Annotated in this window: 21 protein-coding genes; 14 read left to right on the forward strand and 7 right to left on the reverse strand. The window is 68.4% G+C overall.

Annotated elements, in window-relative coordinates:
* The first annotated feature begins 68 nt into the window (after positions 1-68).
* The 4 genes from ACFXHA_RS38620 to ACFXHA_RS38635 all read left to right on the forward strand — a co-directional run bounded on the left by ACFXHA_RS38620 (position 69) and on the right by ACFXHA_RS38635 (position 3,147).
* Positions 69-1,016: a hypothetical protein gene (locus ACFXHA_RS38620; RefSeq protein ID WP_379365198.1), complete on the forward strand. Its 948-nt coding sequence runs from the start codon at positions 69-71 to the stop codon at positions 1,014-1,016.
* 65 nt (positions 1,017-1,081) lie between these two features.
* The gene (locus ACFXHA_RS38625) at positions 1,082-1,993 is read left to right on the forward strand and encodes a phytanoyl-CoA dioxygenase family protein (protein WP_379365200.1); all 912 of its coding nucleotides are present in this window, start codon (positions 1,082-1,084) and stop codon (positions 1,991-1,993) included.
* A 50-nt stretch (positions 1,994-2,043) separates the two neighbouring features.
* Positions 2,044-2,496, forward strand: coding sequence for a MarR family winged helix-turn-helix transcriptional regulator (locus ACFXHA_RS38630; RefSeq protein ID WP_379365202.1), 453 nt, complete (start codon positions 2,044-2,046; stop codon positions 2,494-2,496).
* A 57-nt stretch (positions 2,497-2,553) separates the two neighbouring features.
* The gene (locus ACFXHA_RS38635; RefSeq protein ID WP_379365204.1) at positions 2,554-3,147 is read left to right on the forward strand and encodes a hydrolase; all 594 of its coding nucleotides are present in this window, start codon (positions 2,554-2,556) and stop codon (positions 3,145-3,147) included.
* 60 nt (positions 3,148-3,207) lie between these two features.
* Here ACFXHA_RS38635 and ACFXHA_RS38640 read toward each other — a convergent pair whose 3' ends face one another.
* The 3 genes from ACFXHA_RS38640 to ACFXHA_RS38650 form a co-directional block, all read right to left on the reverse strand.
* Positions 3,208-6,081: a hypothetical protein gene (locus ACFXHA_RS38640; RefSeq protein WP_379365205.1), complete on the reverse strand. Its 2,874-nt coding sequence runs from the start codon at positions 6,079-6,081 to the stop codon at positions 3,208-3,210.
* Between the two features lie 109 nt (positions 6,082-6,190).
* Complete coding sequence (locus ACFXHA_RS38645) at positions 6,191-6,559, reverse strand: hypothetical protein (protein WP_379365207.1); 369 nt, start codon at positions 6,557-6,559, stop codon at positions 6,191-6,193.
* Positions 6,559-7,980, reverse strand: coding sequence for an ammonium transporter (locus ACFXHA_RS38650; protein WP_379365209.1), 1,422 nt, complete (start codon positions 7,978-7,980; stop codon positions 6,559-6,561). Before ACFXHA_RS38650 ends, ACFXHA_RS38645 begins: the two co-directional genes overlap by 1 nt.
* A gap of 300 nt (positions 7,981-8,280) precedes the next feature.
* Between ACFXHA_RS38650 and ACFXHA_RS38655 the strand changes: the two genes are divergently transcribed.
* Genes ACFXHA_RS38655 through ACFXHA_RS38665 form a run of 3 tightly spaced genes read left to right on the forward strand, consistent with a single transcriptional unit; the run spans position 8,281 to position 11,689 of the window.
* On the forward strand, positions 8,281-9,543 hold the full coding sequence (locus ACFXHA_RS38655; RefSeq protein ID WP_379365211.1) for a hypothetical protein: 1,263 nt from the start codon (positions 8,281-8,283) through the stop codon (positions 9,541-9,543).
* Complete coding sequence (locus ACFXHA_RS38660; protein ID WP_379365213.1) at positions 9,540-10,499, forward strand: glutamate ABC transporter substrate-binding protein; 960 nt, start codon at positions 9,540-9,542, stop codon at positions 10,497-10,499. The genes ACFXHA_RS38655 and ACFXHA_RS38660 overlap by 4 nt, the downstream gene beginning before the upstream one ends.
* An 8-nt stretch (positions 10,500-10,507) precedes the next feature.
* Entirely contained in the window at positions 10,508-11,689 is a 1,182-nt protein-coding gene (locus ACFXHA_RS38665) for a hypothetical protein (RefSeq protein ID WP_379365215.1), read from the forward strand.
* Here the strand turns inward: ACFXHA_RS38665 and ACFXHA_RS38670 are convergent.
* Entirely contained in the window at positions 11,661-12,098 is a 438-nt protein-coding gene (locus tag ACFXHA_RS38670; protein WP_379365324.1) for a hypothetical protein, read from the reverse strand. The two genes, ACFXHA_RS38665 and ACFXHA_RS38670, sit on opposite strands and share 29 nt — an antisense overlap.
* Here ACFXHA_RS38670 and ACFXHA_RS38675 point away from each other — a divergent pair.
* The 5 genes from ACFXHA_RS38675 (at position 11,980) to ACFXHA_RS38695 (ending at position 18,395) form a co-directional block, all read left to right on the forward strand.
* Positions 11,980-14,250, forward strand: a complete 2,271-nt coding sequence (locus ACFXHA_RS38675; RefSeq protein ID WP_379365322.1) for a tetratricopeptide repeat protein — start codon at positions 11,980-11,982, stop codon at positions 14,248-14,250. The genes ACFXHA_RS38670 and ACFXHA_RS38675 overlap by 119 nt on opposite strands.
* Positions 14,247-15,368: a zinc ribbon domain-containing protein gene (locus ACFXHA_RS38680; protein ID WP_379365217.1), complete on the forward strand. Its 1,122-nt coding sequence runs from the start codon at positions 14,247-14,249 to the stop codon at positions 15,366-15,368. Before ACFXHA_RS38675 ends, ACFXHA_RS38680 begins: the two co-directional genes overlap by 4 nt.
* Positions 15,365-16,654 (forward strand): VWA domain-containing protein, encoded by a 1,290-nt coding sequence (locus ACFXHA_RS38685; protein WP_379365218.1) that lies wholly within the window; start codon positions 15,365-15,367, stop codon positions 16,652-16,654. Before ACFXHA_RS38680 ends, ACFXHA_RS38685 begins: the two co-directional genes overlap by 4 nt.
* Positions 16,654-17,334, forward strand: a complete 681-nt coding sequence (locus ACFXHA_RS38690; RefSeq protein ID WP_379365220.1) for an FHA domain-containing protein — start codon at positions 16,654-16,656, stop codon at positions 17,332-17,334. The genes ACFXHA_RS38685 and ACFXHA_RS38690 overlap by 1 nt, the downstream gene beginning before the upstream one ends.
* Before the next feature lie 65 nt (positions 17,335-17,399).
* Positions 17,400-18,395, forward strand: a complete 996-nt coding sequence (locus tag ACFXHA_RS38695; RefSeq protein WP_379365222.1) for a phosphatidylinositol-specific phospholipase C — start codon at positions 17,400-17,402, stop codon at positions 18,393-18,395.
* Positions 18,396-18,495: 100 nt separating this feature from the next.
* Here the strand turns inward: ACFXHA_RS38695 and ACFXHA_RS38700 are convergent, their stop codons facing one another.
* Positions 18,496-19,389, reverse strand: coding sequence for an NAD(P)H-binding protein (locus ACFXHA_RS38700; RefSeq protein ID WP_379365224.1), 894 nt, complete (start codon positions 19,387-19,389; stop codon positions 18,496-18,498).
* Positions 19,390-19,456: 67 nt separating this feature from the next.
* On the opposite strand from ACFXHA_RS38700, the gene ACFXHA_RS38705 reads away from it, so the two are divergent.
* Together ACFXHA_RS38705 and ACFXHA_RS38710 are read left to right on the forward strand one after the other, a co-directional pair.
* On the forward strand, positions 19,457-20,260 hold the full coding sequence (locus ACFXHA_RS38705) for a LysR family transcriptional regulator (protein ID WP_379365225.1): 804 nt from the start codon (positions 19,457-19,459) through the stop codon (positions 20,258-20,260).
* A 121-nt stretch (positions 20,261-20,381) separates the two neighbouring features.
* Positions 20,382-21,098 (forward strand): hypothetical protein, encoded by a 717-nt coding sequence (locus ACFXHA_RS38710; protein ID WP_379365227.1) that lies wholly within the window; start codon positions 20,382-20,384, stop codon positions 21,096-21,098.
* 29 nt (positions 21,099-21,127) lie between these two features.
* Here ACFXHA_RS38710 and ACFXHA_RS38715 read toward each other — a convergent pair whose 3' ends face one another.
* Together ACFXHA_RS38715 and ACFXHA_RS38720 are read right to left on the reverse strand one after the other, a co-directional pair.
* Entirely contained in the window at positions 21,128-21,994 is an 867-nt protein-coding gene (locus ACFXHA_RS38715; protein WP_379365229.1) for a MinD/ParA family protein, read from the reverse strand.
* Positions 21,995-22,259: 265 nt separating this feature from the next.
* On the reverse strand, positions 22,260-23,486 hold the full coding sequence (locus ACFXHA_RS38720; RefSeq protein WP_379365231.1) for an MFS transporter: 1,227 nt from the start codon (positions 23,484-23,486) through the stop codon (positions 22,260-22,262).
* Positions 23,487-23,529: the final 43 nt, after the last annotated feature.

Genomic DNA, 23,529 nt, shown 5'->3' on the forward strand with positions numbered 1-23,529 from the left:
ATTCGGACGTCACTCCAGGGCACCCATTCCGCCAACCTGCGCCCCGCACCGCGCCTAGACTCTGCGGCATGGGTGTGGCCTGGCCCGATACGGTCGACGATGTACTCGGGGGCGATCTGACCTGCGCGCTGGGGATCAAGACCGATGCGGGCGGGGTGGTGGTGTCCACGCTCGCGCCGATCGGGCTGCGGGATCGGGAGCGCGGGACGGTGGGCGTGACGACATCCCTCGGATTCGGGCGGAAGTTGTTGCGGATCAAGAAGGATCCGAAGGTCGCGCTCGCTTATCACAGCCGCGCACACGGGATCGGGGATGCGGGGAATCAGCGGTTCGTGCTGGTTCAGGGCGTCGCCGAATTCGATCCGACACCGGATCAGGATGCGCTCGACGCCATCGGGGAGCAGGCGACGCCGTACCTGGGGGCGTTGCGGCGCGGACCGTTCTGGGATCGATGGCTCAGCGCCTACTACGCCGATCGGGTGCTGGTGACGGTCGAAGTGCGGCGGATCATCGTGTGGCCGGATCTGCGAGCGGCCGGGGAGCCGGAAGTGTTCGGCGAACCGCTGAAGGCGGAAGATCCTGCGGCGCAACGGCCTCCAGGGAAGGGCACGGGTCCGCGGGTCGATGTCGGCAAGGCCGCGAAGCGGGCCGGGAAGCTGCCGCATCACCTGCTCGCGTATCAGCAGGCGGATGGATTTCCGGCGGTGGTGCCGTTCGAATCGGTGACCGCGGAGGCGGGTGGCCTGCGGATGTCCGTGCCCGCCGGACTGCCCGACGGTGGGCGACGCGCGGGCCTGCTCTCGCACGACTACCGGCCGGCGCTGATCGGGCTCGAAACCCGCCAGCACACCGGCTGGCTCGACGTGACCGACGGGGCGGCCGTGTACGCACCGCACACGGCGTCGGGATTCGTTGCGCCGCCGAACAAGACGCTGCTGTTGCTGGCCAACGGCTATCTCGCGCGGCGCGGTCTGCGCGAGGCGGCCGCAACGGGCCTCCTCGACGCCCTCGCCTGATCCCGCAACGCACCGATACCCGAAATCCACTGGCCGCGAGCCGATCCCGGGCCGATACTGCAGCCATGGATCTCGATCGCGCACGTACCGATTGGCTCGAGCAAGGGTTCGTCATGCTGCCCGGATATCTGCCGCGCGAGGTCCTCGCCCCGGCGCTGGCCGAACTGGAGCTCATGTTCCCGACTGCGGCGGGGTTCCACGAGGGCACCGATCCGCGGCGGGAACGCTTTCTGGGCGACGAATTCGCGGGGATCGACACGTTTCCGTTCGCGAGCACGGAGGTAAGTCTGCTGCCGGTGCACCGCCTGCTCACCGATCTTGCGCGCGGGCTGCTGGGCAGCGACGATATCCGGCTGTACGGGGCCGAGGCGTGGGCGAAGTACACGGGCGCGGCGGACTACGACCAGGAGTTGCACCGGGACTACCTCAATCACACTGTGCTGGTGCCGAGTTCGGCGCCCGAGTTCCGGCAGGTTGAGATGTTCGTGTTCCTCGACGATGTACCCGAGGACCTCGGACCGCCGCATCTGGTGCCCACCACCGAGACCAAGGATGCGCCCGCCACACCGAACTGGTTCTCCGCCAAAGCTTCTCCCGGATCGGAGCGGCAGCGCGGCCGGTTTCACGCCGCTCGCCCCGACTGGTATGAGCGGGAGGTGTCGGCGGCGGGTCCGGCCGGCACGGTCATCGCCTTCGAACAGGGCACCTTTCACCGGGGCACCGGAATGACCCGGCCCGGCGGCGCTCGATATTCGATGCATCTGAACTATCGGCGGGCCGATGCGGAGTGGGGTCAGCGGGTGGGCTGGGCCGTCCGCAGTCACGAGGCGGCCTGGTATCGATTCGTGTCGCGGGCCACGCCGAGCCAGCTCGAACTGGTCGGCTTCCCACCGGCCGGTCACCCCTATTGGACTGCGGAAACACGAGCGGGAATGACGCTGCGCTACCCCGGGCTGGACGTCTCACACTGGGCGTAACTAGACAGGTAAACTTGCAAGTTTGACTGTCCTCATGGCAGGCTGGCCCGGTGAGCGCTGACAAGGCGGCCGGACCCACGGCCGAGGTGGCCGCCGCGGCCGGTGAACTGCGAGTGGTGGCCAGCAGGTTGTTGCGGCAGTTGCGGTCGGCGCGGGCCGGCATCGAGATGACGCCCTCGCAGGCCGTGGCGCTGAGTCGGCTCGGCAGCGAGGGCCCGATGTCGGTGGCCGACCTCGCCCGCGCCGAACGCGTCCGCCCGCAGTCGATGCGCACCACCCTCGCCGCCCTCGAGGAACGCGGAATGGTTTCCCGCGCACCGCATCCCACCGATCAGCGCCAGGTGCTGGTGTCGCTCAGCGACACCGGCCACCGGCTGCTGCGCCTGGCCCACGATGCCAAAGAGGACTGGCTGGCCACCGCGATCACCACGAAATTGACGGCCGCCGAGCGGGATTCGCTGATCGCCGCGATCCCGCTGCTGGCTCGGCTGGTCGAGGACTGACCGGACTCCCCCGCAACGACCCGAACCGACATCGCCACTACCGGAACAGGACTGCCCATGACCACGAACCTGCTCGACCCGAAGACCGCTCTGGTGCTGATCGACCTGCAGCGCGGCATCGCCGCCATGCCCACCCAACCGCATACCGCCGACGAGGTGATCCACCGGGGAGCCCAGTTGGCCAAGGCCTTTCGCGAGCGGCATCTGCCGGTAGTCCTGGTCCGCGTGTCCTTCTCCGAGGACGGCGGCGACATGCCGCCCGGCCGCAACATGCAGCCCACCGGCGCCCGCCAGACCCCGCCCCAGGGCTGGGACGAACTCGTCGACGAACTCGATGTCCAGCCCTCCGACATCCGGGTCACCAAGCGCCAGTGGGGCGCCTTCCACGGCACCGACCTCGACCTGCAACTCCGCCGCCGCGGAATCACCACCATCGTCCTCGGTGGCATCGCCACCAGCATCGGCGTCGAATCCACCGCCCGAGCCGCCCACGAACACGGCTACCACGTGGTCATCGCCACCGACGCCTCCGCCGACCGCGACCCCGCCTCCCACACCCACTCCCTCGAAAAAATCTTCCCCCGCCTCGGCATCACCGCCACCACGGAAGAGATCCTCGACGCCGTCTCCGACATTCCAGCCGAGAACTGACCCGGAAACTCTCAGCGAGCCGAGTGAGATCGCCGTGGCCTTGCGGGCCACGGCGATCGGTTATTTCGGTCGGGTGTGGGCTCGGGACCATAGGGTGGGCCAGCCGTCGGCGGGGAGCCAGGCGGTGGGGATGAGCAGGCCGTGGGCGGCTATGTGGGTCCAGAAGTGTTCTCGGTCAGGGCCGAGATCGAATGGGGTGGGGGTTAGTTCGAGGGCGGCGGGCCAGGCGGTGTGCCAGGGGCCGGTGGGGTCGTCGAGAGCTGTGGTGGGGAAGCCGGGGATGGTGAGGGCTCGCGGTGGACTGATCGAGGTGACCGGGATGTGATGTGCCGGTGCGCACGTCGTGGCGAGGATCAGGGGGCAGAGTAGGTCGGGGGTGGGGTGGCGGGTGAGGGCATGGGTCAGGGACGGGTCGTCGCGGCGGGATAGGCGGCCGAGGGCGGCTCGGATGCGCTGGGCGATCAGGTCCAGGGAGCGGGCGGCGGCGATGTCCGGGTCTTTGACCAGTGCGCGCAGGGTTTTCGAGGGGATCGGCGCGTCCGTCGTGATGGTGTGCAGGCGTGGATGGCGGGTCAGGATCGCCGGGTCGAGGGTGTCTAGGGCGAGGGACAGGGGGCGGGTGCCGGTGGCGGTCCACAACTGCGGCAAGTCAGCCGGGTGGGCGGCGAGGAAGTCGGCGCACAGGCGGGTCAGGCGGTCGGCGGTCGAACGGCGCAGGGCGGTAAGACATTTCGGGTCGCCGTCCGGGTCTCCGGTCAGGGCGGCGACGGCGCGAAGGGCGGGTTCGGCGTCGATCATCGCTTTGCGGGCCGCCTCGCGCAGGGCCGGGCCGACTTCGCGGATCGGGTTGGTGGTGCCGCGGTGGGACCGTGCGGGAGGATTCGCCTCCACCGGGTCCACCGGATCGGTATCGGGTTCCTCGGTGCGCAGGGTCGCCGCCCAGGTCTGGAGGGCCTGGCGCAGTGCGGGATCGGCTTCGTTGTTGAAGCGGCCCGCCATTTCCCGCACCGACCAGCCGTGGCCGGTGCGGCGGAGTTCGGCGTTGGCCGCGATGGTGTCCCGCTCGTCGCGCAGCGCGACCAGGATGCTGAGGCCGCGTGCGGCCTGCTCTTGATACCACGGTCCGGCAATGCAATTGCCCATGTAGTCCGACCATTCCGCGAGCCGGGACGCGCTACGCGCGACCTGCAGGCGCACGGTGGTTCCGGGCACGAGGGCGCCGTCGTGCGCGAGTACCGTGTCGTCCACGTCGAATTCGCTGATCAGTGCCGACGCCACGACACCACTGCCGATGAGTGCGGCGCACAGCCCCACCCAGTCCCGGCAGCGGCCGGGCGCGGTAGCGCCGAGCGCGAGCAGCTGGGCGGTCCCGGCCACCGCGAGCGGGATCGAGTCCGGGCGCGGCGTCAGCGGATCGGGCTGCCGCCGTTTCGGATTCGTGTCGAACTCGGGCACCCGATAGTAGGGCTCGAGGACCGCGGCCTCGTGTCCGCGTGCCCGGGCCATGGCATCGGCCAGGTCGGCGAGCCAGAGCAGGTCCGACGCCCGTTCCACCGCGGCAGCACCCTCGGCCGCGTCGGCCAGGCGGGTTGCCAGGGTCGGGCGGCTGCGGCGGACCAGGGGCTCGCACTGCCAGTTCTCGGGAGGCCGGTAGGGGGTGTGGGGGATCTCGGCGCGCCAGGCGCGCAGGGATTTCGAATCCCACTCCTCCGGTAGTACGTCGGGCGGGATCTGTTGGCTGAACAGGTTCAGGCACCAGTCGTGGATGGCGGTTCCGTAGGCCAGCGCGGTGGTCAGGCGGGCGCGCACGAACTTGTCGAAAGCGGGTCCCTGCGGCTGCTGCTGCCGCAGCCAAGCGTCGATCTCCCGGATATGGACGATGGGTCGGGTCGGCGGGACCGGTGGCGCGCCCTTCAGCCGCAGGGTCTGGAGCTCGGGGAACGCGATCCCGGATGCGGCCCGCCTCGCTTCGGCCCGGGTGAACAGCGCTGAGACGGCGGCGAATTCGTCGCGGACCCGCGCGATGCCTGCGGTGACGCCGAGTTCGTGCACTGCGACCGCGGCGCGCAGCAGTACCGTCGCGGCGAGCGCGTCCTGGATCGCCCGTTCCACGGAATGCCGCCACAGGCTGTGCCAGGTGGGCCGGAAGTGGATGGCGCTCAACAGGGTCAGTTGACGGGATGTCGAATCCTGCGCCAGCTTGATCACTTCCGCCTCGTCGAACTGGCGGTAGCGTTCGGACAACGCGTCCAGCCCCGACAGGTCGTGGCTGGCGATCAGCCGTTCGCGGTCCGCGTCGGCGAGTTGCCGGGCGCAGACCTGTTCCCACAGGTCCAGCACCAGTTCCAGTCGCCGTCGCGGCGAATAGGGTTCGAGCACGCGGCGCAGGTTGGCCGCCAGTACCGAGGGTGCGCCGTCGGGGATCGGGTCGACTCCGTCGGGCGCCCGCAGCGCGAGCACGCGCACCAGCTGCTCCGGTCCGAGCACTTCGGCCGCGGCCGACGCCAGAATCACGGTGGCCCAGTGGCCTTCGCCGATGGCCTGTTCGGCGGCGGCGCCTACCGGTTTGGTGGCGGTGACCCCGAACATCGCGACCAGGGTGGCCCCGCGCTCCCCCAGCCGCCACGCGCCGCCGAGTTTCAGTACGCGCAGCGCGGCCAGTACCGCGTCGCGCCGGTCGCCGGGCGCGCCGGCCAGCCGGGCGGAGACGAAACCCTCGCCGAGATCGATTCCGGCACCGGCGATCACGGTGCCGCCGAGTTCGATGAGCCCGGCCAGATCGGCGCAGGCGATGGCCACGCGCACCGAATCGCTGTCGCGCGGACCCAGCACGACCGCCGCGCCCTCGGGCCCGTCGTGGCCGACAACTTCCCCGGTCTCGACCAGCCAGGCGCGCCGATCCCGCTCCGCGACCATGCCGAAAGCCAACCGCACTGCCAAAAGTGAACTCCCACCGCCGAATTGCCGTACCAGCAGCGCACGGCAGTACTCCCGCCTCGACCATACGGCCGGGGCGGGAGTATCGGCAATCAAGTTTTCACGATCACAATCGGCGTGCGTCGATCATCCAGATCTGTATATTGGCGGCCTCGTGATTGGATCCGATCGATCCGATCATGCGGACCAGATCGGTGACATCCTCTGTCCGGGCGAGCAATTCGACCCGTAACCCGGCGGAGACATCGGTTTCGAAACGCTGTCCGCGATAGCTTTCGACGCGGTTGTCACGGTCGTCCACCCGGTAGACCTGGGTGACCACCATGCGCCGGACGCCGAACGCGGCCAGGGCCTGTTTGATCTGATCGAACAGGCCGGGCGGCAACACCAGCGTCAATAACTTCGCGTCCGCGCCGCCGCCCGGGTCCATACCGTGGTATCCGATCATGCCGCCCAACTGCAGCGGCGCCGACATCAGGATTCCTTGGCCGGAATCTCCGCTCCATCCTGTTCAGCGGGCGCACGCGCCGGTGGTTTCTTCAGCACCCCCGATTGCGCGTGCACGAGCGTCTCGTCCGGATAGGCCTCTTCCTCGTGCGCTCCGACGTCGCCGGTCTCGAGCACTTCGTCCGGCATGCGCAGACTCATGAACAGACTCAATATCTTCAGGATCGCGAACGTGATGAACGCGTCCCACACGATGACCGTGCCGGCCGCACCCGCCTGCCACAGCAGCAGTTTCGGATTGTGCCCGTAGAGCCAGCCGCCGTAGGTGGAATCCGCCGCGCCGCCGGTGCCGAGGTACACCTTGATGTTCGGGTCGGCCAGCACGCCGACCAGCATGCCGCCCGCCAGGCCCGCCACGCCGTGGGTGTGGACCACGCCGAGGGTGTCGTCGACCTTGCGGAACAGCCGGGTGCGCCCGAGCTTGTTCCACGACAGCCACACCAGGGTCGAGGCGATGAGCCCGATCACCATGGCGCCGAAGCTGTTCACGAAGCCCGCCGCCGGGGTGATCGCGACCAGACCGGCGATCATGCCGTTGACCGCGCCCAGGAAGTTGGGCTTCCGTGACGGACCCGCGAACATGTCCCACAGCACCCAGGTCAGCACCGCGACCGCGGTGGCCAGGTTGGTATTGATGACGGCCAGCGAGGCGTCGGATCCGGAGAAGTACGGGTCACCGCCGTTGAATCCGTTCCAGCCCAGCCACAGGATGCCGGCCCCGGCCGCGGCCATGGGCAGGTTGTTGGGGACCGCGCGTTCTCGGTCGCGGGCCAGGCGTGGTCCGATGACCGCCGCGGCCACGAAACCCGTGGTGCCCGCGGCCAAGTGGATGACGTACCCGCCGGAGTAGTCGAGCGCGCCCATCTGTGACCACCAGCCGCCGCCCCAGATCAGGAAGGCATTGACCGAATAGGCCAGCGTCGACCAGAGCGGGACGAAGATCAGCCACACCTTGAAATTGATGCGCCCGATCACGCTGCCCAGGAACAACAGTGGCGTGATGGCCGCGAACACGAACTGGAAGTAGGCCAGCGTGGTCTCGGAGAACCGGAACTTGGGCATGAGTCCGTCGAGGAGCGGAATCACCGCCTGCTCTTGATTATTGGACCCGAGAATCGTGTGTGGCTTACCGATTGCGGCTCGCAGAATTCCTGGGCCGAGTTTGATGGGTTCGCCGAACCCCATCTTGAAGCCCCACAGCACCCATACGACCAGGACCAGCGAGAATCCGGTGAATGCCATGAGCATGGTATTGACGGCCCATTTGCGTTGCACGATACCGCCATACAAGATCGCGATACCGGGAATGCTCATGAGACCGACTAGAGTGGCGGCAACCAGTTGCCAGGCATTATCGCCGGGGTTCAGCCAGTCGGGATACGGTGACATTGTTCAGCGCTACCTCACCGCGGAGCAGGCAGGCACCATACCGGCTCCAGCACTAAATTACGTTGTGACATAAGGTGTCTGGCGTCACATTGGGTGAACCAAGTGTTGTGCCGTAACGTTTCCCGGCGATTACCTACGGTTAAATCTGGATTTCGCGGTTCGGTCACGAATGCACGTGCATTCGAAATGAACGACTCACCAATAAATTCCGACCAGTTGGAACTCGATCGACAGGGTGCGATCACTCCCGTACGATCTGGCTACGGGGAGCATCGGCCGGTTCGAACGGGGGAAATGGAGTTGAGGAGTCGTCTACCGGCGACCATGCGCAATGCCGCGCAGTGGACGCGACGCTTCGTGCGCACCGCGCCCGGCGTCATCGGTGCGGTGGGCGCTGCCCTCGCGCTCTTGGCTCTGATCGCCGGTCTGGTGACCGAGAATGCGCAGAGCGCCAAGATCACTCGGCACGACACCGTCCTGGCGCACACCGAACCACTCGCCAATGCCTCGCAGCGGCTGTACGTGGCGCTGTCGACCGCCGATGCGGCGGCCTCCACCGCCTATCTGTCCGGCGGGGTCGAATCGCATGATGTGCGCACCCGCTACGAGAACGCGCTCACCGACGCGGCCGCCGCCCTCGCCGAGGCCACCACGGGGGCCTCCGATACCGAGACGCGCGCCATCCTCGGCCGGATCGCTGCCGAATTGCCCAGCTACACCGGCGATGTCGAGGCGGCGCGAGCCAACAACCGGCAGGGCCTGCCGGTCGGTTCCGCCTATCTGCGGCAGGCTTCCGCGCTCATGCAGGGCTCGATCCTGCAGGACGCGAAGGAACTACAGAAGATCCGTGTGACCCAGCTGCACGACGATCAGGACGCCATCACCGGGCTGCCGTGGTGGAGCACCGGCATCCTGGTGCTGCTGTTGGCGGGCTGCGGGTACGGCTCGTGGATCCTGATGCGCCGCACCAACAGGTGGGTCAACGCGGGTGTGGTCACCGCCGCCGGACTCACCCTGGTGGCGCTGCTCTGGACCGTCGCCACCACCATCGCGGCTTCGGCCGCCATCGACACCGGGGCCACCGCGCGCTTCGAGAAGCTGGCGCAGGCTCGGATTCTCGCCCAGCAGGCCCGCAACGAGGAGACCCTGCAGCTGGTCACCCGCACGGATATCGAGGCCAGCAACAAGCGTTTCCTCGACGACGCCACCCTGCTGCGGGCCGACCTGACCGGGCTGGTGAGCACGGACTCTCCCGCCTTCACTGCCTACTCGAGCTGGCAGGACGGTCATACGCTCGAGGTCGCCGCCTACAAGAGCAACGACTACAGCGGCGCGGTCACGCAGTCGGTCAAGACCGACGGCAAGGGCTCGGCCGCGCAGTTCAGCGCACTCGACACCGCCTTGAAGGCCGAACTGGAGCGCACCCGGCAGGAAGTGCGCGACGATGTGAATACGGCCGGAAATGCCCTCACCCTCAGCCCCTGGGGCACGTTGATACTGCTGTTGGCCGCGGCGGTCGCCATCGTGGTCGGGGTGTGGCCACGGTTGAAGGAGTTCCTGTGAAGACGCGCATGCGCATGCTGCTGCTGGCAGCCGTGGCACTGCTGGCGGGCGCGTGCGGGTCGACGCCGGATGCCGCTCCCTTCCAATTGCCCGCCGAGAACCGTTTGCCCGTCGGCGCGACGGTGATCGCGACCGCACCGCCCAACCAGCGCAACGACAACTCCTGCGGCAGACCGGAAGCGAGCCTGCGCCCCAAGTCGGACAGCATCTCGGCGAAGTCGGTGGCGGCCATTCGAGCCAGCGGCAAGATCCGCATCGGAGTGGACCAGAACCAATTCCTCTTCGGGTTCCGCAATCCGAGCACCGGCCAGCTCGAGGGCTTCGACATCGATCTGGCGCATGAGATCGCCCGCGATCTGTTCGGTGATCCCGGCGCGGCCGAACTGCATCCCATCGACTCCTCGCACCGGGCGCAGGCGCTGATCAACAACGAGGTCGACCTCGTCGTGCAGGACTTCACACCGACCTGCGTGCGCCGCAAGGACATCCAGTTCTCCTCGGTGTACTTCGAGACCGATCAGCGGGTGCTGGTCACCAAGGGTTCCGGCATCAACTCCGCGGCCGATCTCAAAGGCAAGAAGGTATGCGGCATCCCGGGTTCGACGACGCTGGACGCGGTGTTCGGACTCAAGGATCGCCCCACCGTGATCGGCATCGAGAACTGGCTGGACTGTCTGACAGCGCTGCAACAGGGTGAGGTCGACGCCGCGAGCACCGACATGCCGCTGCTGTACGGGTTGAAGATCCAGGACCCCAACCTCGAAATCGTCGGCGACTCGATGGCCAAAGACGTGTACGCCGTCGGCGTCCAGAAGACCAACACCGACCTGGTCCGTTTCGTCAACGGCGTGCTCGAACGCATCCGCAACGACGGCACCTGGCAGCGGATGTACAACGACCGGCTCAGCGTGATGGGCCCGTCCACCGGTCCCCCGAGCCCCCTCTACAGCGATTGAGCCAGGCCATGCACGGGAATCCTGGGCACATTCTCAGCGTCGCCGAAATAGATCGTGAAATCGCCGAGCGCGCACGCGAAATCGAGACCATCGCCGCGACCCTGGTCGAACTGGACAAGCATCCCGGACTGGTGCTTTTGCGCCGGTTCCCGCCCACCGGGGTCACCGAGGCGCGGTGGGCGCCGGCGCGCGCGGCGCTGGAGTTGATGTGGGAGGACTTCGGGCGATTGGGCTCGGTCCTCGATTCTGCCCGGGCCGCGCGGGCCCGGCGGCGGCTGGACGCGCTGGACCGCGAGGAGCTGACCCGGCTGCTGCACGGGCAGCCGGTCGAGGTGGCGCGCCACACGATTCCGATGTCGCAGCGCTCGCTCAGTGGTCCGCGCGAACAGGTGGAGCTCATCGGCATCACCGAGATGCTCGATCGCATGCGGGCGGCGTTCCCGACGGTGGTGGTGGTGCTCGACGCGGTCGAGGCGGTGAACAACCGGGTCATCGCCGATATCGCGCCGCTGCGTGCGGAATTGGATCGGGTCGGCGACTCGGTACCCGAATTGCACGCGCTCGCCGCCGATATCGACGCGCTGGCCACCCAGGTCGCCACCGATCCCCTGGCGCTGGATCTCGGCCACCTCGAGCAACGGCTCGCGGAGCTGTCGCGGCGCATGCGGGGGGCCACCGCCGTGCTCACCGAACTGCGTGCCATGTCGACGGATTGGGACGGCGCGGTCGAGCGGGTGCGCTCGCGCATCGAGGCCTTGCGGCGCATCTACGACCGCGCCGATCACGCGCGGATCGAAGTGGAGCGGACCATTCTGGCCGCGCCGCTGCCGCGACCGGTCGACGACAGTGCCGTCTACGGCGCGGAATTGACTGCGCTGGAAGCTAATCCGCCCGCACCCTCGGCCCTGTGGGAGCTGCATCGACGGCTCGGCGACGCCGTCGGGGCGGCCCAGCACACCGAAGAGTTGGCCCAGGGCCTGCTCGATCGGCGGGTAGAACTGCAGGGCCGTTTCAGTTCCTATCGTGCCAAGGCCGCCCGCCTGGGCGTCGGCGAGGACCAGGATGTGCTGGCCTCCAGTCGCATTGCCGCGGGGCTGCTTTCGCGGCGGCCCTGCGATCTGGCCGCGGTCACCCGCGCCGTCACGGACTACCGCCAGCTCATCACGCAGAAATCGGGGAGGCGATCATGAACTGCACCGAACCCGGCTGCACCGGGACCATCGAGGACGGATACTGCCTCGTCTGCGGCACCGCCCCGAGCGCGAGCCCCGCGGCCTCCAGCCCGGCGGCCGCGTCCGGAGGCTCGGCCGCCTCGTCGCTCCCGGCTGCCGTCCCCTCTTCGGACCGTTGCGCCGAGCCCGGTTGCGGTGGAACGATTTCCGACGGGTATTGCGATACCTGCGGCAGTGCGCCCGCACCCGCGTCGGCCATGGCCACCACCGCCCGCGAGAGCGGACACGCCGGCGGTCCCGGTTCGACGGTGCGCAGCGGAGCCTCGCGCAGCGGGCGTTCGGTCCGCACCGGACGCTCGGGCTCCACCGGCGGCAGTCGCGGACGGCTCGGCGCGGGCATGGTCAAGGTGCCGTCGGTGCCGCGCAAAGATCCGGCCGAGGCCGTCTTGGCGGATGCGGAAGTTCCTGAGCACCAGCGTGATTGCGGCAAGTGCGGTCGCCCGGTCGGCCGCAGCCGCGACGGCAAGCCCGGTCGCGCCGAGGGCTTCTGCCCGCACTGCGGGACCAAATTCTCCTTCACCCCCAAGCTGGCCCGCACCGATGTGGTGGGCGGCCAGTACGAGGTGCTGGGTCCGCTGGCGCACGGCGGCCTCGGCTGGATCTACCTGGCCGTGGACCACAAGGTCGACGATCGTCCGGTAGTCCTCAAGGGTCTGCTCAATACCGGTGACATGGACGCCATGCGGGCCGCGGTGGCCGAGAAGCGATTCCTCGCCCAGGTCGATCACCCGAACATCGTGCGGATCTACAACTTCGCCGAGGACACCGGGCCCGACGGCAAGCCGGTCGGCTACATCGTCATGGAGTACGTGGGCGGCAAATCGCTCAAACAGCTGCTGCGCGAACAGCGCACGGCCGATCAGCGGTATCTGCCGCCCGCACGCGCCATCGCCTACATCCTCGAGATGCTGCCCGCGCTGGAGTACCTGCACGAACGAGGGCTGGCCTACTGCGATTTCAAGCCGGACAACGTGATGCAGACCGAAGAGCAGCTCAAGCTCATCGACCTGGGCGCGGTCATCAGCCTGCACGATCAGAACGAAACCATCTACGGCACACCGGGATACCAGGCCAAGGAGATCGCGGAGACCGGCCCGACCGTGGCGTCGGAGGTGTACACGGTGGGCCGCACGCTGGCCGCGCTGATCATGCGGATCCCGCCGGTGAACAACGAGCTCGGGCCGCTGCCGGGCCCGGACACCGAACCGCTCATGGCCAAGCACGAATCGCTGTACCGATTCCTGGTGCGCGCCACCGACGCCGACCCCGACGCCCGCTTCACCTCCATGACCGAGATGAGCGATCAACTCACCGGCATCCTGCGCGAGGTACTCGCCGACGAGGACGGGCGGCCCCGGCCGGGGCTGTCCACCCGATTCGGGCCGCCGCGTGCGGTTTTCGGCGTCGGCGACCGAGTGCCCGACGACCCGCAGGCCATCATCGCCGCACTCCCGGTGCCACAGGTCGATCCCAGTGACAGCGGCGCGGCCCTACTCGCCTCGACCGGCGCGGCCACACCCGCGGACCTGGAACGCGAGCTCACCGCCGGCCTGTCCTCGGTAGTCACCGGACAAGGCGAATCAGTGGAGATCCCCCTCCGATTGATCCGTGCCGCACTGGAATTCGGCGACCCCGACGACGCGCTGCGCCGTCTCGACGAGGTCGGTGACTCGCTCGGCGGGGACTGGCGGCTGACCTGGTACGCCGGTCAGGCCCGGCTGCTGCAACGCGACTGGCCTGCCGCCGCAGCCGAATTCGACGCCCTCTACAGCGCGCTCCCCGGTGAAGCCGCTCCGAAACTCGCCCTCGCCGTGACCGCCGAACTCATGGCGTCGCGCAGCACTGAACCGCGGGCGGGCAACGGTCAGGGGGCATCCCCGTCGGCCGCCAAAGGTTCCGCGACGGCCACCGCCGCGGTGCCTGGATCCCCCAGCGGCACACCGGCGAGCGCCCTCGGCGCTGCGGAATCCTCGGCGGGCAGCAGCGGTGCTGTGGATCCCGGACCCGCGCTGGAACGTGCGACCCGCTACTACGACATGGTCTGGGGCACCGATCGCACCTTCACCAGTGCCGCCTTCGGCGCGGCGCGCATGCGGCGCGCGGTCGGGGATCGGGGCGGCGCGGTCACCGTGCTCGATCAGGTGGACACCGCCTCGGCGGTGCATCACGAGGCCGGGGTGACCGCCGTGGAAACCCTGCTGGCCGTGGCGGATTCGAGCCAGCTGACCGAACAATTGGTTCGCGATGCGGGCAAGCGTATCGATAGCCTGACGCTGGACTCGAAACGTCGTGCCGCCCAGGCTCGTATGGGGGTGCTGAACGCGGCGTTGCGATGGCTGCAACTGGGCAGGGTGCCCGCCGACCACTCCCCGCTGCTGGGGGTGGCGCTCGATCAGCAAGGGGTACGCACCGGTTTGGAACGCTGTTATCGCGATCTGGCGCACGAGACCGACGACATGTGGGAGCGCATCGCCCTCGTGGAGCAGGCCAATACGGTGCGCCCGAGGACCGTGCTGTGACGGCCCGCTGCCCGCACTGCGGCACCTTCGCCGCCGACACCGACCGCTTCTGCGAGGCGTGCGGCGCGAAGCTCGGCATGCGGCAGATCGCCTTGCCGCCCACCGAGTTCCGGCCCGGGTCCGGATCCACGGTGCCGGTCGCCGCGGCGGCCCGCAATGCCCGGCTCGACCCGGTCACCGGCACCACCGCGACCTTCGAGTCGAGCCCGGCCCCGGACTGCACCGGCTGCGGCGCGACGGAATTCGATCCCGACGGCTACTGCGCCAGCTGCGGTGAGCTCGGCCCCGAACGCGATCGCTTCGAGGCCGATCTGGGCGCGGCCTACCTGATCACCGATCGTGGTCTGCTGCACGCCCGCAATGAGGATTCGGTCGCGGCCGCCATCCTCGACGGCGCCGGACCCGAGCGCCCGGCCGCGGCCGTGATCGCGGTCTGCGACGGCGTCTCCACCTCCGAGGACCCGCAGGCGGCTTCCGGCGCGGCCGTGCGGGCCGGACTGGAGGCCTGCCTGGCCGCACTCGCGGCCGAGCAGACCCCGCACGACTGCGTGATGGCCGGGCTCACCGCTGCCGCGGAGGCGGTCAAGGCGGTCGGAACGCCGAACGGCAAATCCCCGTCCTGCACCTATGTTTCGGCTCTCGTCCAGTTCGAGGCGGACGGGGGCGCGGCCATCACCATCGCGAATGTCGGTGACAGCCGCGCCTACTGGCTGCGTACCGGCGACGCCCGCGCCGACGGTTCGGACCGGCTCACCGTCGACGACACCCTCGCCCAGGCGATGGTCGACCAGGGCCTGCTGGACTTCGACACCGCCATGGACGGCCCGCACGCCCATGTCCTCACCCGCTGGCTGGGTGCCGACAGCGAAGGGCAGTGGTCGCCCAATTGCGTTCGGTCCGTGCACACCGACGCGCCCGGGGTGCTGCTGCTGTGCACCGACGGCCTGTGGAACTACCTGCCCGAGGCGGCGGCGCTGTCCCGCTTCACCAGCACGCTGCCCGCGTTGCCCGCGGCCCGCGCCCTGGTCGAGCACGCGCTGGGGGCGGGTGGCAAGGACAACATCACCGTCGCCCTCGTACCTGTTCCGTCCCGTACACCCTCAGGAGACACACTGTGACTTCCGCTGAGCACAAAGGCCTTTCGGTCGCTGTAGACCAGAACGAATACCTCGCCGACGGGGCCCGCACGGTCGACGCCATCGTCACCGTCGAGGCCACCGACGAACTGGCGGTGGCCGCGCCGCCGCAGGACCGCGTCGAGATCCTGATCATCGACACCTCCGGATCCATGGGCAGCGCCGATAAATTCGGCGGTGCGCGCCGGGCCACGCTGGCCGCGCTGGACGTGATGCCCGACGGCACCCGCTTCGCGATCGTCGAGGGGACCGACAAGGCGCAGGTGGTGTATCCGCGGCAGGGGGCCTCGGCGATCGCGAGCCGGGTCGAGCGCACCAATGCCCGGCACGCGCTGGATCGGCTGTCCCCGCACGGTGGCACCGCCATCGGCACCTGGCTGGGGTTGTCGCGGTTGATCGCACAACAGCATCCGGGCGCGATGGTGCACGCCATCCTGCTCACCGACGGTAAGAACGAGCACGAGAAGCCCGCGCGGCTGGCCGAGGAGATCCGGCTGTCGGAAGGCGTGTTCACCTGTGACTGCCGCGGCGTCGGCGCGGACTGGGAGCCGAACGAGTTGCGCGCCATCGCTTCCGCGCTGCACGGCACCGTCGACATCGTGAAGACCGCCGACGGTCTGGCCCAGGATTTCGCGGCCATGATGACGACGTCGCTGGAGAAGACGATTCCCGAACTCACGCTGCGGATGTGGACGCCGGTGGGCGCCAAGATCGTGTTCGTCAAGCAGGTCGCGCCGTTCATCGAGGATCTCACCGCGCGGCGCACCGAGGTCGGGCCGCAGGTGGGCGAGTACCCGCTGGGCTCGTGGGGTGCGGAGGACCGCGACTATCACGTGCAGCTCGAGGTGGAGCCGGCCGCGCCGGATCGGGAGAAGCTGGCCGCGCGGGTGAGTGTGCTCGCCGACGGCGAGATCCTGGGTCAAGGACTGGTGAAGGCCACCTGGACCACCGACACCGACAAGTCGGCCCGCATCAGCCGCCGGGTCGCCCACTACACCGGGCAGGCGGAGCTGGCGCAGACCGTGCAGGAGGGGCTGACCGCCCGCAAGCAGGGTGACTTGGCCACCGCCACCGCCAAACTGCAGCGGGCCTACCATCTGGCCACCGAGTCCGGCAATGAGAACACCGCCAAGCTGCTGCTCAGCGTGGTCGATGTGGTGGACGAGCGGACCGGCACGGTCAAGCTGCGCAACAAGGTCGATCCCGTCGACGAGATGGCGCTCGATGTGCGGTCCTCCAAGACCGCCCGCGTCCGCAAGGAGCCGTGATGGCCCGTTGCCCAGAGGGACACGAGTCCCTCGCCACCGACTACTGCGATGTCTGCGGCGCGCCGATCGGAAGCGGATTCGCCGCGCCCGCAACGGCATCCGCGTTGTGCCCGGCCTGTGGCGCGCCTTCGGAGGGGCGGTTCTGCGAGAACTGCGGGCATGATTCGGCGCTTCCGCCGCCACCGGCCGCGCCGCCCGTGGTGCCGGACGCGGAGGGGGTCACCCACAATATCCACGACCCGGCCGCGACGGTGCTGAACAACGGCGGCGGCCCGGTGTGGGTGGCCACCGTGACCGCCGATGCCGCCCATTACGCGCGGATGCAGGCGCAGAAGGGGCCGGATCTGGAGCGCGTGGACTTCCCGGACTACTATCCGGATCGGCGAATTCTGTTGCAGGGGAGCAACATTCTGATCGGTAAACGCAGTGCCTCGCAGGGCCTGCATCCCGATATCGATCTGTCGGTGGCGCCGGCGGATATCGCGGTGTCGCGGTCGCATGCGATTCTGCACATCGACGGCGGCGCGGTGACGGTCACCGATCTGGGGTCCACCAACGGCACCTGCCTCAATGACAGTTCGGAGCCGATTCCGCCGAAAACGGCGGTGGCCCTGCAGCCCGGGGACCGCATCCATGTGGGCGGGTGGACGACGATCACGCTCACCACCGAGTCGAGCTGATCTCCGGCACAGAATCGGGCAAAACGGCGATCTTGGTCTCTCGTCCAGGTTAGGCTCCCCGCTCTATGAGCTTGACCCGGCGAGACTTCGCCCGCACCACCCTGGCCGCCGCCGTCGGTGCCGCCGCCACGGCCCTGACCGCTCCTGCCGCCCAGGCGTTTCCGCACCTGCGGACGGCCGCCGCGCCGCCGCAATCCTGGATGTCGGCACTGCCGGACGCCACCTCGATGCTGCGGCTGACCATCCCCGGCACCCACGACTCCTGCTGCACCAGCGCCGCCAACGGCACCGAGTGGGCGCACACCCAGAACTGGTCGCTGCCCGACCAGTTCGCGCACGGCATCCGCTTCCTCGACATGCGCTGCAACGGATTACAGGATCACACCGCCGACTCCTTCGGCATCTACCACGCACAGTTCTATCAGGGCATCACCTTCGACACGGTGCTCGACCAGTGCCGTACGTTCCTCACCCGCAATCCCGGCGAGGTCCTCATCATGCGGGTGAAGAAGGAGGACGGCACCAACAACGATGTCGGCGCGAACTTCGAGAAGATCTTCGACGGCTACCTCGACACCAAGGGCTACCGCCCACTGTTCTTCCTGGACAACCGAATCCCCACCCTCGGTGAGGCCCGCGGCCGCATCATCCTCATCGCCCAGTTCACCAACTCTCTGGGCTGCCTGCAATGGCCCAGCGGCGACAACGGCGTCTTCACCAGCGACCACTTCTACCTCCAGGACCGCTACAAAGACAGCGGCCTGGCCGGCCTCACCTCCGGCACCTCCAACTTCGGTTCCTCCGGCGGCGACAAGTTCAACTACGTCAGCGCCTGCCTCGACCGCGCCGCCGCCGACCCCGCCAACACCCTCCAATACATCAACTTCACCAGCTTCGCCGACAGCGCCTGGCCCAAAGACAACGCCGCAGCCATCATGCCGAAAGTATCGGCCTACCTCACCGCCCACCGCACCACCCCGGCCCACTACGGCATCATCCCCATGGACTTCCCCGACCAATACCCCGAAGTCCTGAACCTCTTGCTGGACAAGAACACCTGAGCCCGCCACATAGCGGATCGAACAAGATCAGGGAGTTCTCAGCGCGGGGAAACGGACAGAATTCCGCGGTGAGAACTCCCTGATCTTGGTTGGCCGGGGGTCAGGCGAAGACTGCGGGGGCGAGGGTTCGGGTACACCACTCGCGGAAGGTGGTGGGGGTTGTGGTGGCGGGGGTGCGGGGGACGGCGTTGTCGAGGCCGTTGTTCTTGGCGCGCATCATGTCGACGAAGGCGGTCACGATTTCGGGGGCCGCGCCTCGGGCGGTCAGGTGGGCGCGGAGGGAGTCGAGGGATTCCTGTTCGTAGTGGATTTCCCGGCCCAGGACCTCGGAGATGGTGTGGGCCATGTCGGTTGGGGTCAGGTCTTCGGGGCCCAGGAGGGGGACCTCGGCGGTGCCGGTCCAGGAACGGTCGAGCAGGAGGGTGGCGGCGGCAGCGGCGATGTCGCGTGTTGCCACCAGGGGGGCCGCGTAGTCGGCGGGTAGGGTGCCGGTGAAGATGCCGGTGTCGCGGATCGAATTCGCTTGCCATACAACGTTGTCCATGAAGGACGGGTTGGTCAGGGCTCGGTAGGCGACGCCCGTGCTCGCGATGAGGTCGTCGACCGCGAGGGTGGCGGTCACATGCCCGGCGCTACCCGCGACGGGGGTGCCACGGCCGAGCGCGGAGACTCCTACGACGTGACCGACCCCATGGGTGGTCAAGGCCTTCGTGGCGGCGCCGGTGAATCCGGTGTACACGCTGTCGATACTGGAGGCGGACATGTCGGGCGGGATCAGCCAGAAGACGGCGTCGGCACCGGCGAAGGCGCGGTCCACCACCTCGGGGTCGCCGTGCGATCCGGTGATGATGTCGACACGGTCGCGGACAGCGTCGGGGAGTTTCGCGGGGTCTCGCACGATCACGCGCAATTCGCCTGTACGAGTGGAGGTTTCGAGGAGGATATCGAGGAGGCGACCGCCGATGTGGCCGGTCGGTGCGGTGATGACGATCATGCTTCGAGTCTGTCGGCGGCCGGACGCGGCGTCCAAGACCCTTTCCGCCGATTGATACCGTGGAGGTATGGATCTCGATCTGCGCAAGCTCCGGTATTTCGCCGCGGTGGCCGAACATCGGCACTTCGGGCGGGCGGCGGAGAGGCTCTATATCGCGCAGCCCGTGCTGAGCCGGCAGATCAAGGCGTTCGAGCAGGAGCTGGATTGCGCGCTGTTCGTGCGGACCACCCGCACCGTGGAGCTGACCGCCGCCGGGCAACAACTGCACGAGGAGGCACAGCGGATTCTCGCGACCGTGGACGCGGCGGTGCGGCGCGTGCACGAGATCGACCGCGGGATGCGGCGGTTGGTGATCGCCTTCTCCCCCGGCCTGCACATCTCGGAGGCGATCCGGGAATTCGCGACCCGCCACCCGGAGGTCGAGACCGATATCGTCCCGGCGCAGTGGTGGGAACCGGCCGCGCCGCTACACGACGGCCGCGCCCAAATCGGTTACCTGCGTCGACCTTTCGACGATTCCGGTCTGACCACCATCCCCGTCGGCCACGATCCCCGAGTCGCCTGCATGCCCGCCACCCACCCACTGGCGGCACGTCAGGAACTGTTCCGCGCCGACCTCGACACCGAGCGCATGCTCGATGTCGCGAACCGCCGTGCCTCGACGCTCGAGGAAAAGTTCGAGCTCATCGCCTCCGGCCACGGCTTGGCCCTGGTCCCCCTGAGCGTGGTCCGCGCCTACGTCCGCCCCGACATCGTCTACCGCCCCGTCATCGACGCCCCCGGCGCCGAAACCTGCCTGGCCACCCGCGACCACCCCGACAAGCTCCTGCGCGAGTTCCTCGACATCGCCGCCACCACCCTGCGTTCCTGACCCGTCCGCAAGGCCCTCGCCACTCACGTCCGGCTCGAATTCGACACGCCGAGCGGGTATTCCGCAGGAGTAGTCTGGTCTGGAACGAACGATCTATCCGATCGGCTCAGGGGTGGGCGAGATGGCCGGATATCCGGATCCCAGGGATCCGCGGATCCAGGAAGAGATCCATGAAGCGGTGCAGCGCGCCCGCGATTCGGCGCTGGGTTCATTCATGACCGAGCAGGACATCGCCAATTCGGCGGCCGGTTATCTGGGGCCGACCATGTCGGCCGCCCCCGGGATACCGGCCGAGATCGAGGCCGAGGTGCGGCGTCAGGCCGCCGGGGGCCGGGACTGGCGGCGGCGCTTCGACGCGGACCCGGTGCGGCCCACGCCATCCCAGGAAGTCGAGACCGACACGGTCCCCTCGGTGGAACCGCGAGCCTATGAGCCGGCCTCCGCCGCGTCGATGTCGTACTGGATGACGGACAACCAGATCGGCGGCTTGGAGTCCGTCGCACACTCCGATCGCGAAACGATGATGCGCGATCGCTGGGATCCGACCTGCCCGTCGGAGTTCTATCGCGGCTACATCACGATGCTGGATCGGATCCTCACGGCCCTCCCCCGGACCTGCTCGCTGCGGCAGTACCTGGGCTGTGTCGACCGCGCCGACGAGCTGGTACGGGAATGGCCGGGCACCGAGCAGCGCCATGCGGGTGCGCGCTTCGCGGCCATGAACGCGGCGCAGTACGCGACCTCGGGCGCCGCGGTGGACGAGATCACGGCCACCATGTTCTACGAACTATCCTGCATTGCAACGTGTTTCCGGCGCGCCTGCGAACTCGGCCACTGAATCGTGCTCAGCGGGCCACTGAATCGCGGTCAGCGCAGCAGGTTGACGAGTTGGCGGTAGGCGGCTCGGGTGGGGGGTGCCAGTTTGCGCCAGCTGACGGGGTTGCCGGAGCCGAGGTGGGAGTCGTAGGGGATTTCGGCGACGGCGCGGACCACGTCGCCGAGGTATTTGCGGACGTGTTCGGTTACCAGGGGGCCGTCTTTCGGGTGTTGGCGGGTGACGACGATGACCGCTTCGGCCAGGTGGTATTGGCTGTAGTTGTCGTCGAGCCAGATCAGGGCGGGTTTGAGGCGGTTCACCGCGTCGGGGCGGGCGGCGAGCGTGATCACCAGGGAGATGCGGGAATCCGACAGCAGTGGGGCGACCATGCGGTTGGTGACGGGCGCGCCGCCGTCGTAGACCGGCAGGCAGCCCGCTTCCACCAGGTCACGGTGAACCGAGGAGTAGGTCTCACGGCGCGGGAGGGCTTCGGGGCCGCGCGGCAAGACGCCGACGCCCGAACTGTTCTCGCCGCAACTGTCGATCACGGTCGAGGGCAGACTGCGGTGGCTCATGTTCAGCCACGACTGCACGGTGCCGGCCGCGTCGATGGTGTCGCAGCCGCGGGCGGCCAGATCACCGCCGGTGGTGGTGGCGTCCACCACGATCGGCGAATGCTCGCCGTAGTCGTAGGCGGCGGCCCCCGCGATACCGAGCGCGGTCGTGGTCGCGCCGGAACCTCCGGAGCTTCCCAGCACGAGGACGGGCGGAAGATCGGCCCACAACAGAAAGCCGTTGCGCGGCTGCATGCGCACCACGTCGGTGGGTGCGCCGGGCGGCGACGGACGCAGCAGCACGGAAAGGTCTGTGGGAGTGGCGGACAGGGCGGCGGGATGATCCGGGAAATTTTCGGACACTCGAGATTCCTTATGGTGCGAGCAGCAGCAGACGGGCTCGAGTCATTTCGCCGTCAACACCCTCACCGTGCCGACGAACAGCCCCTGCGCTTCGACAACTTCGCTGAAGTTCTCTTCGTTCATCTTCCCCCGAAACCCCCTACCCATGGATCCACGCATTGCAAAAAGGTTGCTGTGCAGCCCCTTTCAATGCGGCAAGATAATACCTGATCTTGTCAGGTAAGCAGCGGAATCCAAAGTCGGAGCGAAACTCCGGCACGCTATGTCAGCGCACCGCTCGAATCGGCAGTACCGCGGCGGCACCCAACAGTGACAGCAGCCCGCCCACGAGGAATAACGGCGGATAGCCGCCGAGACTCACCACCGCCGACGCCACGAAAGGCCCGATGATTTGCGGGCCCGCATTGGCGATATTGAGCACCCCCATATCGCGGGCCGCATCCTCGGCCTTGGGCAGCACCAGCGTGACCAGCGCGGTGTCCACCGCCATGAAACAGCCGAAGGCCAAACCGTTCACCGCCGCGAAGGCCAGCATCCCGGGCCAACTCGGCGACAACAGCGGAATCCCCTGCGCGCCCGCGGCCAGCGCGGCCGACAGCCCCACGAACAGTTTGCGCCGATTCAGGCGATCCGACAGCACCCCACCCGCCACGGTCGAAATCGCCATGGCCACAGCGGAAATGGGCGTCAAGATCGCCACCGCCCGGGACGGCTCCAATCCGGCGGGCAGGCTGATGTGATCCTGCAAGATATATAACTGATAGCCCGTGACGGCGAAGTAGCCGAGCACCAGCAGCGCCCGGCCGATGAAGGCCCACCGGAAGTCGTGCTCGCGCAACACCGCCAGGAAGGCGGCGGCCTGGACCCGCAGCGGGACAGCCTGTTTCGCCGGCATGCGCTGTTCGCGGGCGGCCGAGGTGAACAGCACCGCCGCCGCAGCCACCAGCACACCCAGCACCAGGTATCCGGTCCGGTAGTGCTGCGAGAAGGCCGAGGCCAGTAGCACGCCGACGGTGGAGCCGACCGGCAGCCCGAGACCCACCGCGGCGGAGGCCACACCCCGGCGATCGAGCGGAATCCGGTCGGGGACAACGGAGGTCAGCGCGGACTGATAGATGTTCATCACCGCCTGCCCCAGGCACCAGCCGATCGCCACCAGCAGCACCGTATGCACGCTGCCGAGCACGGCCATGGCGGCGACCGCGGCCAGACCGCCGCCGAGGATCCACGGATTGCGACGACCGGAACGATCCGAGAGTGCACCGGCGACCGGGTTGAACACGGTCGCGAAGATCGCCGCGACCCCGCCCACCAGGCCGAGGTTCGCGACCTTGGTGGCGGCGTCGATGTGTTCGATCTGCAGGGGCAGCAAGACGCTGCCGACGCCGATGTACAGCGCGTACATGGCCGCGTTGCCCGCGAACAACAGCGGCAACAGGCCGCGAGTGGTGTCGGCGGCGGACAGCCGACCGGCGGCTTCGGGAGGTGCCACGGGGAATCCAAGACGTGCGGACGCCACGGATTCCGGCCGTATC

It is taken from the genome of Nocardia sp. NPDC059240, from assembly GCF_042753865.1.
GTDB lineage: Bacteria > Actinomycetota > Actinomycetes > Mycobacteriales > Mycobacteriaceae > Nocardia.

Bases quoted from the DNA above. Each gene is read 5' to 3' on its own strand.
- ACFXHA_RS38620 (WP_379365198.1), top strand. From the start codon at position 69: ATGGGTGTGGCCTGGCCCGATACGGTCGACGATGTACTCGGGGGCGAT.
- ACFXHA_RS38625 (WP_379365200.1), top strand. From the start codon at position 1,082: ATGGATCTCGATCGCGCACGTACCGATTGGCTCGAGCAAGGGTTCGTC.
- ACFXHA_RS38635 (WP_379365204.1), top strand. From the start codon at position 2,554: ATGACCACGAACCTGCTCGACCCGAAGACCGCTCTGGTGCTGATCGAC.
- ACFXHA_RS38645 (WP_379365207.1), bottom strand. From the start codon at position 6,559: ATGTCGGCGCCGCTGCAGTTGGGCGGCATGATCGGATACCACGGTATG.
- ACFXHA_RS38650 (WP_379365209.1), bottom strand. From the start codon at position 7,980: ATGTCACCGTATCCCGACTGGCTGAACCCCGGCGATAATGCCTGGCAA.
- ACFXHA_RS38665 (WP_379365215.1), top strand. From the start codon at position 10,508: ATGCACGGGAATCCTGGGCACATTCTCAGCGTCGCCGAAATAGATCGT.
- ACFXHA_RS38690 (WP_379365220.1), top strand. From the start codon at position 16,654: ATGGCCCGTTGCCCAGAGGGACACGAGTCCCTCGCCACCGACTACTGC.
- ACFXHA_RS38695 (WP_379365222.1), top strand. From the start codon at position 17,400: ATGAGCTTGACCCGGCGAGACTTCGCCCGCACCACCCTGGCCGCCGCC.
- ACFXHA_RS38700 (WP_379365224.1), bottom strand. From the start codon at position 19,389: ATGATCGTCATCACCGCACCGACCGGCCACATCGGCGGTCGCCTCCTC.
- ACFXHA_RS38705 (WP_379365225.1), top strand. From the start codon at position 19,457: ATGGATCTCGATCTGCGCAAGCTCCGGTATTTCGCCGCGGTGGCCGAA.
- ACFXHA_RS38710 (WP_379365227.1), top strand. From the start codon at position 20,382: ATGGCCGGATATCCGGATCCCAGGGATCCGCGGATCCAGGAAGAGATC.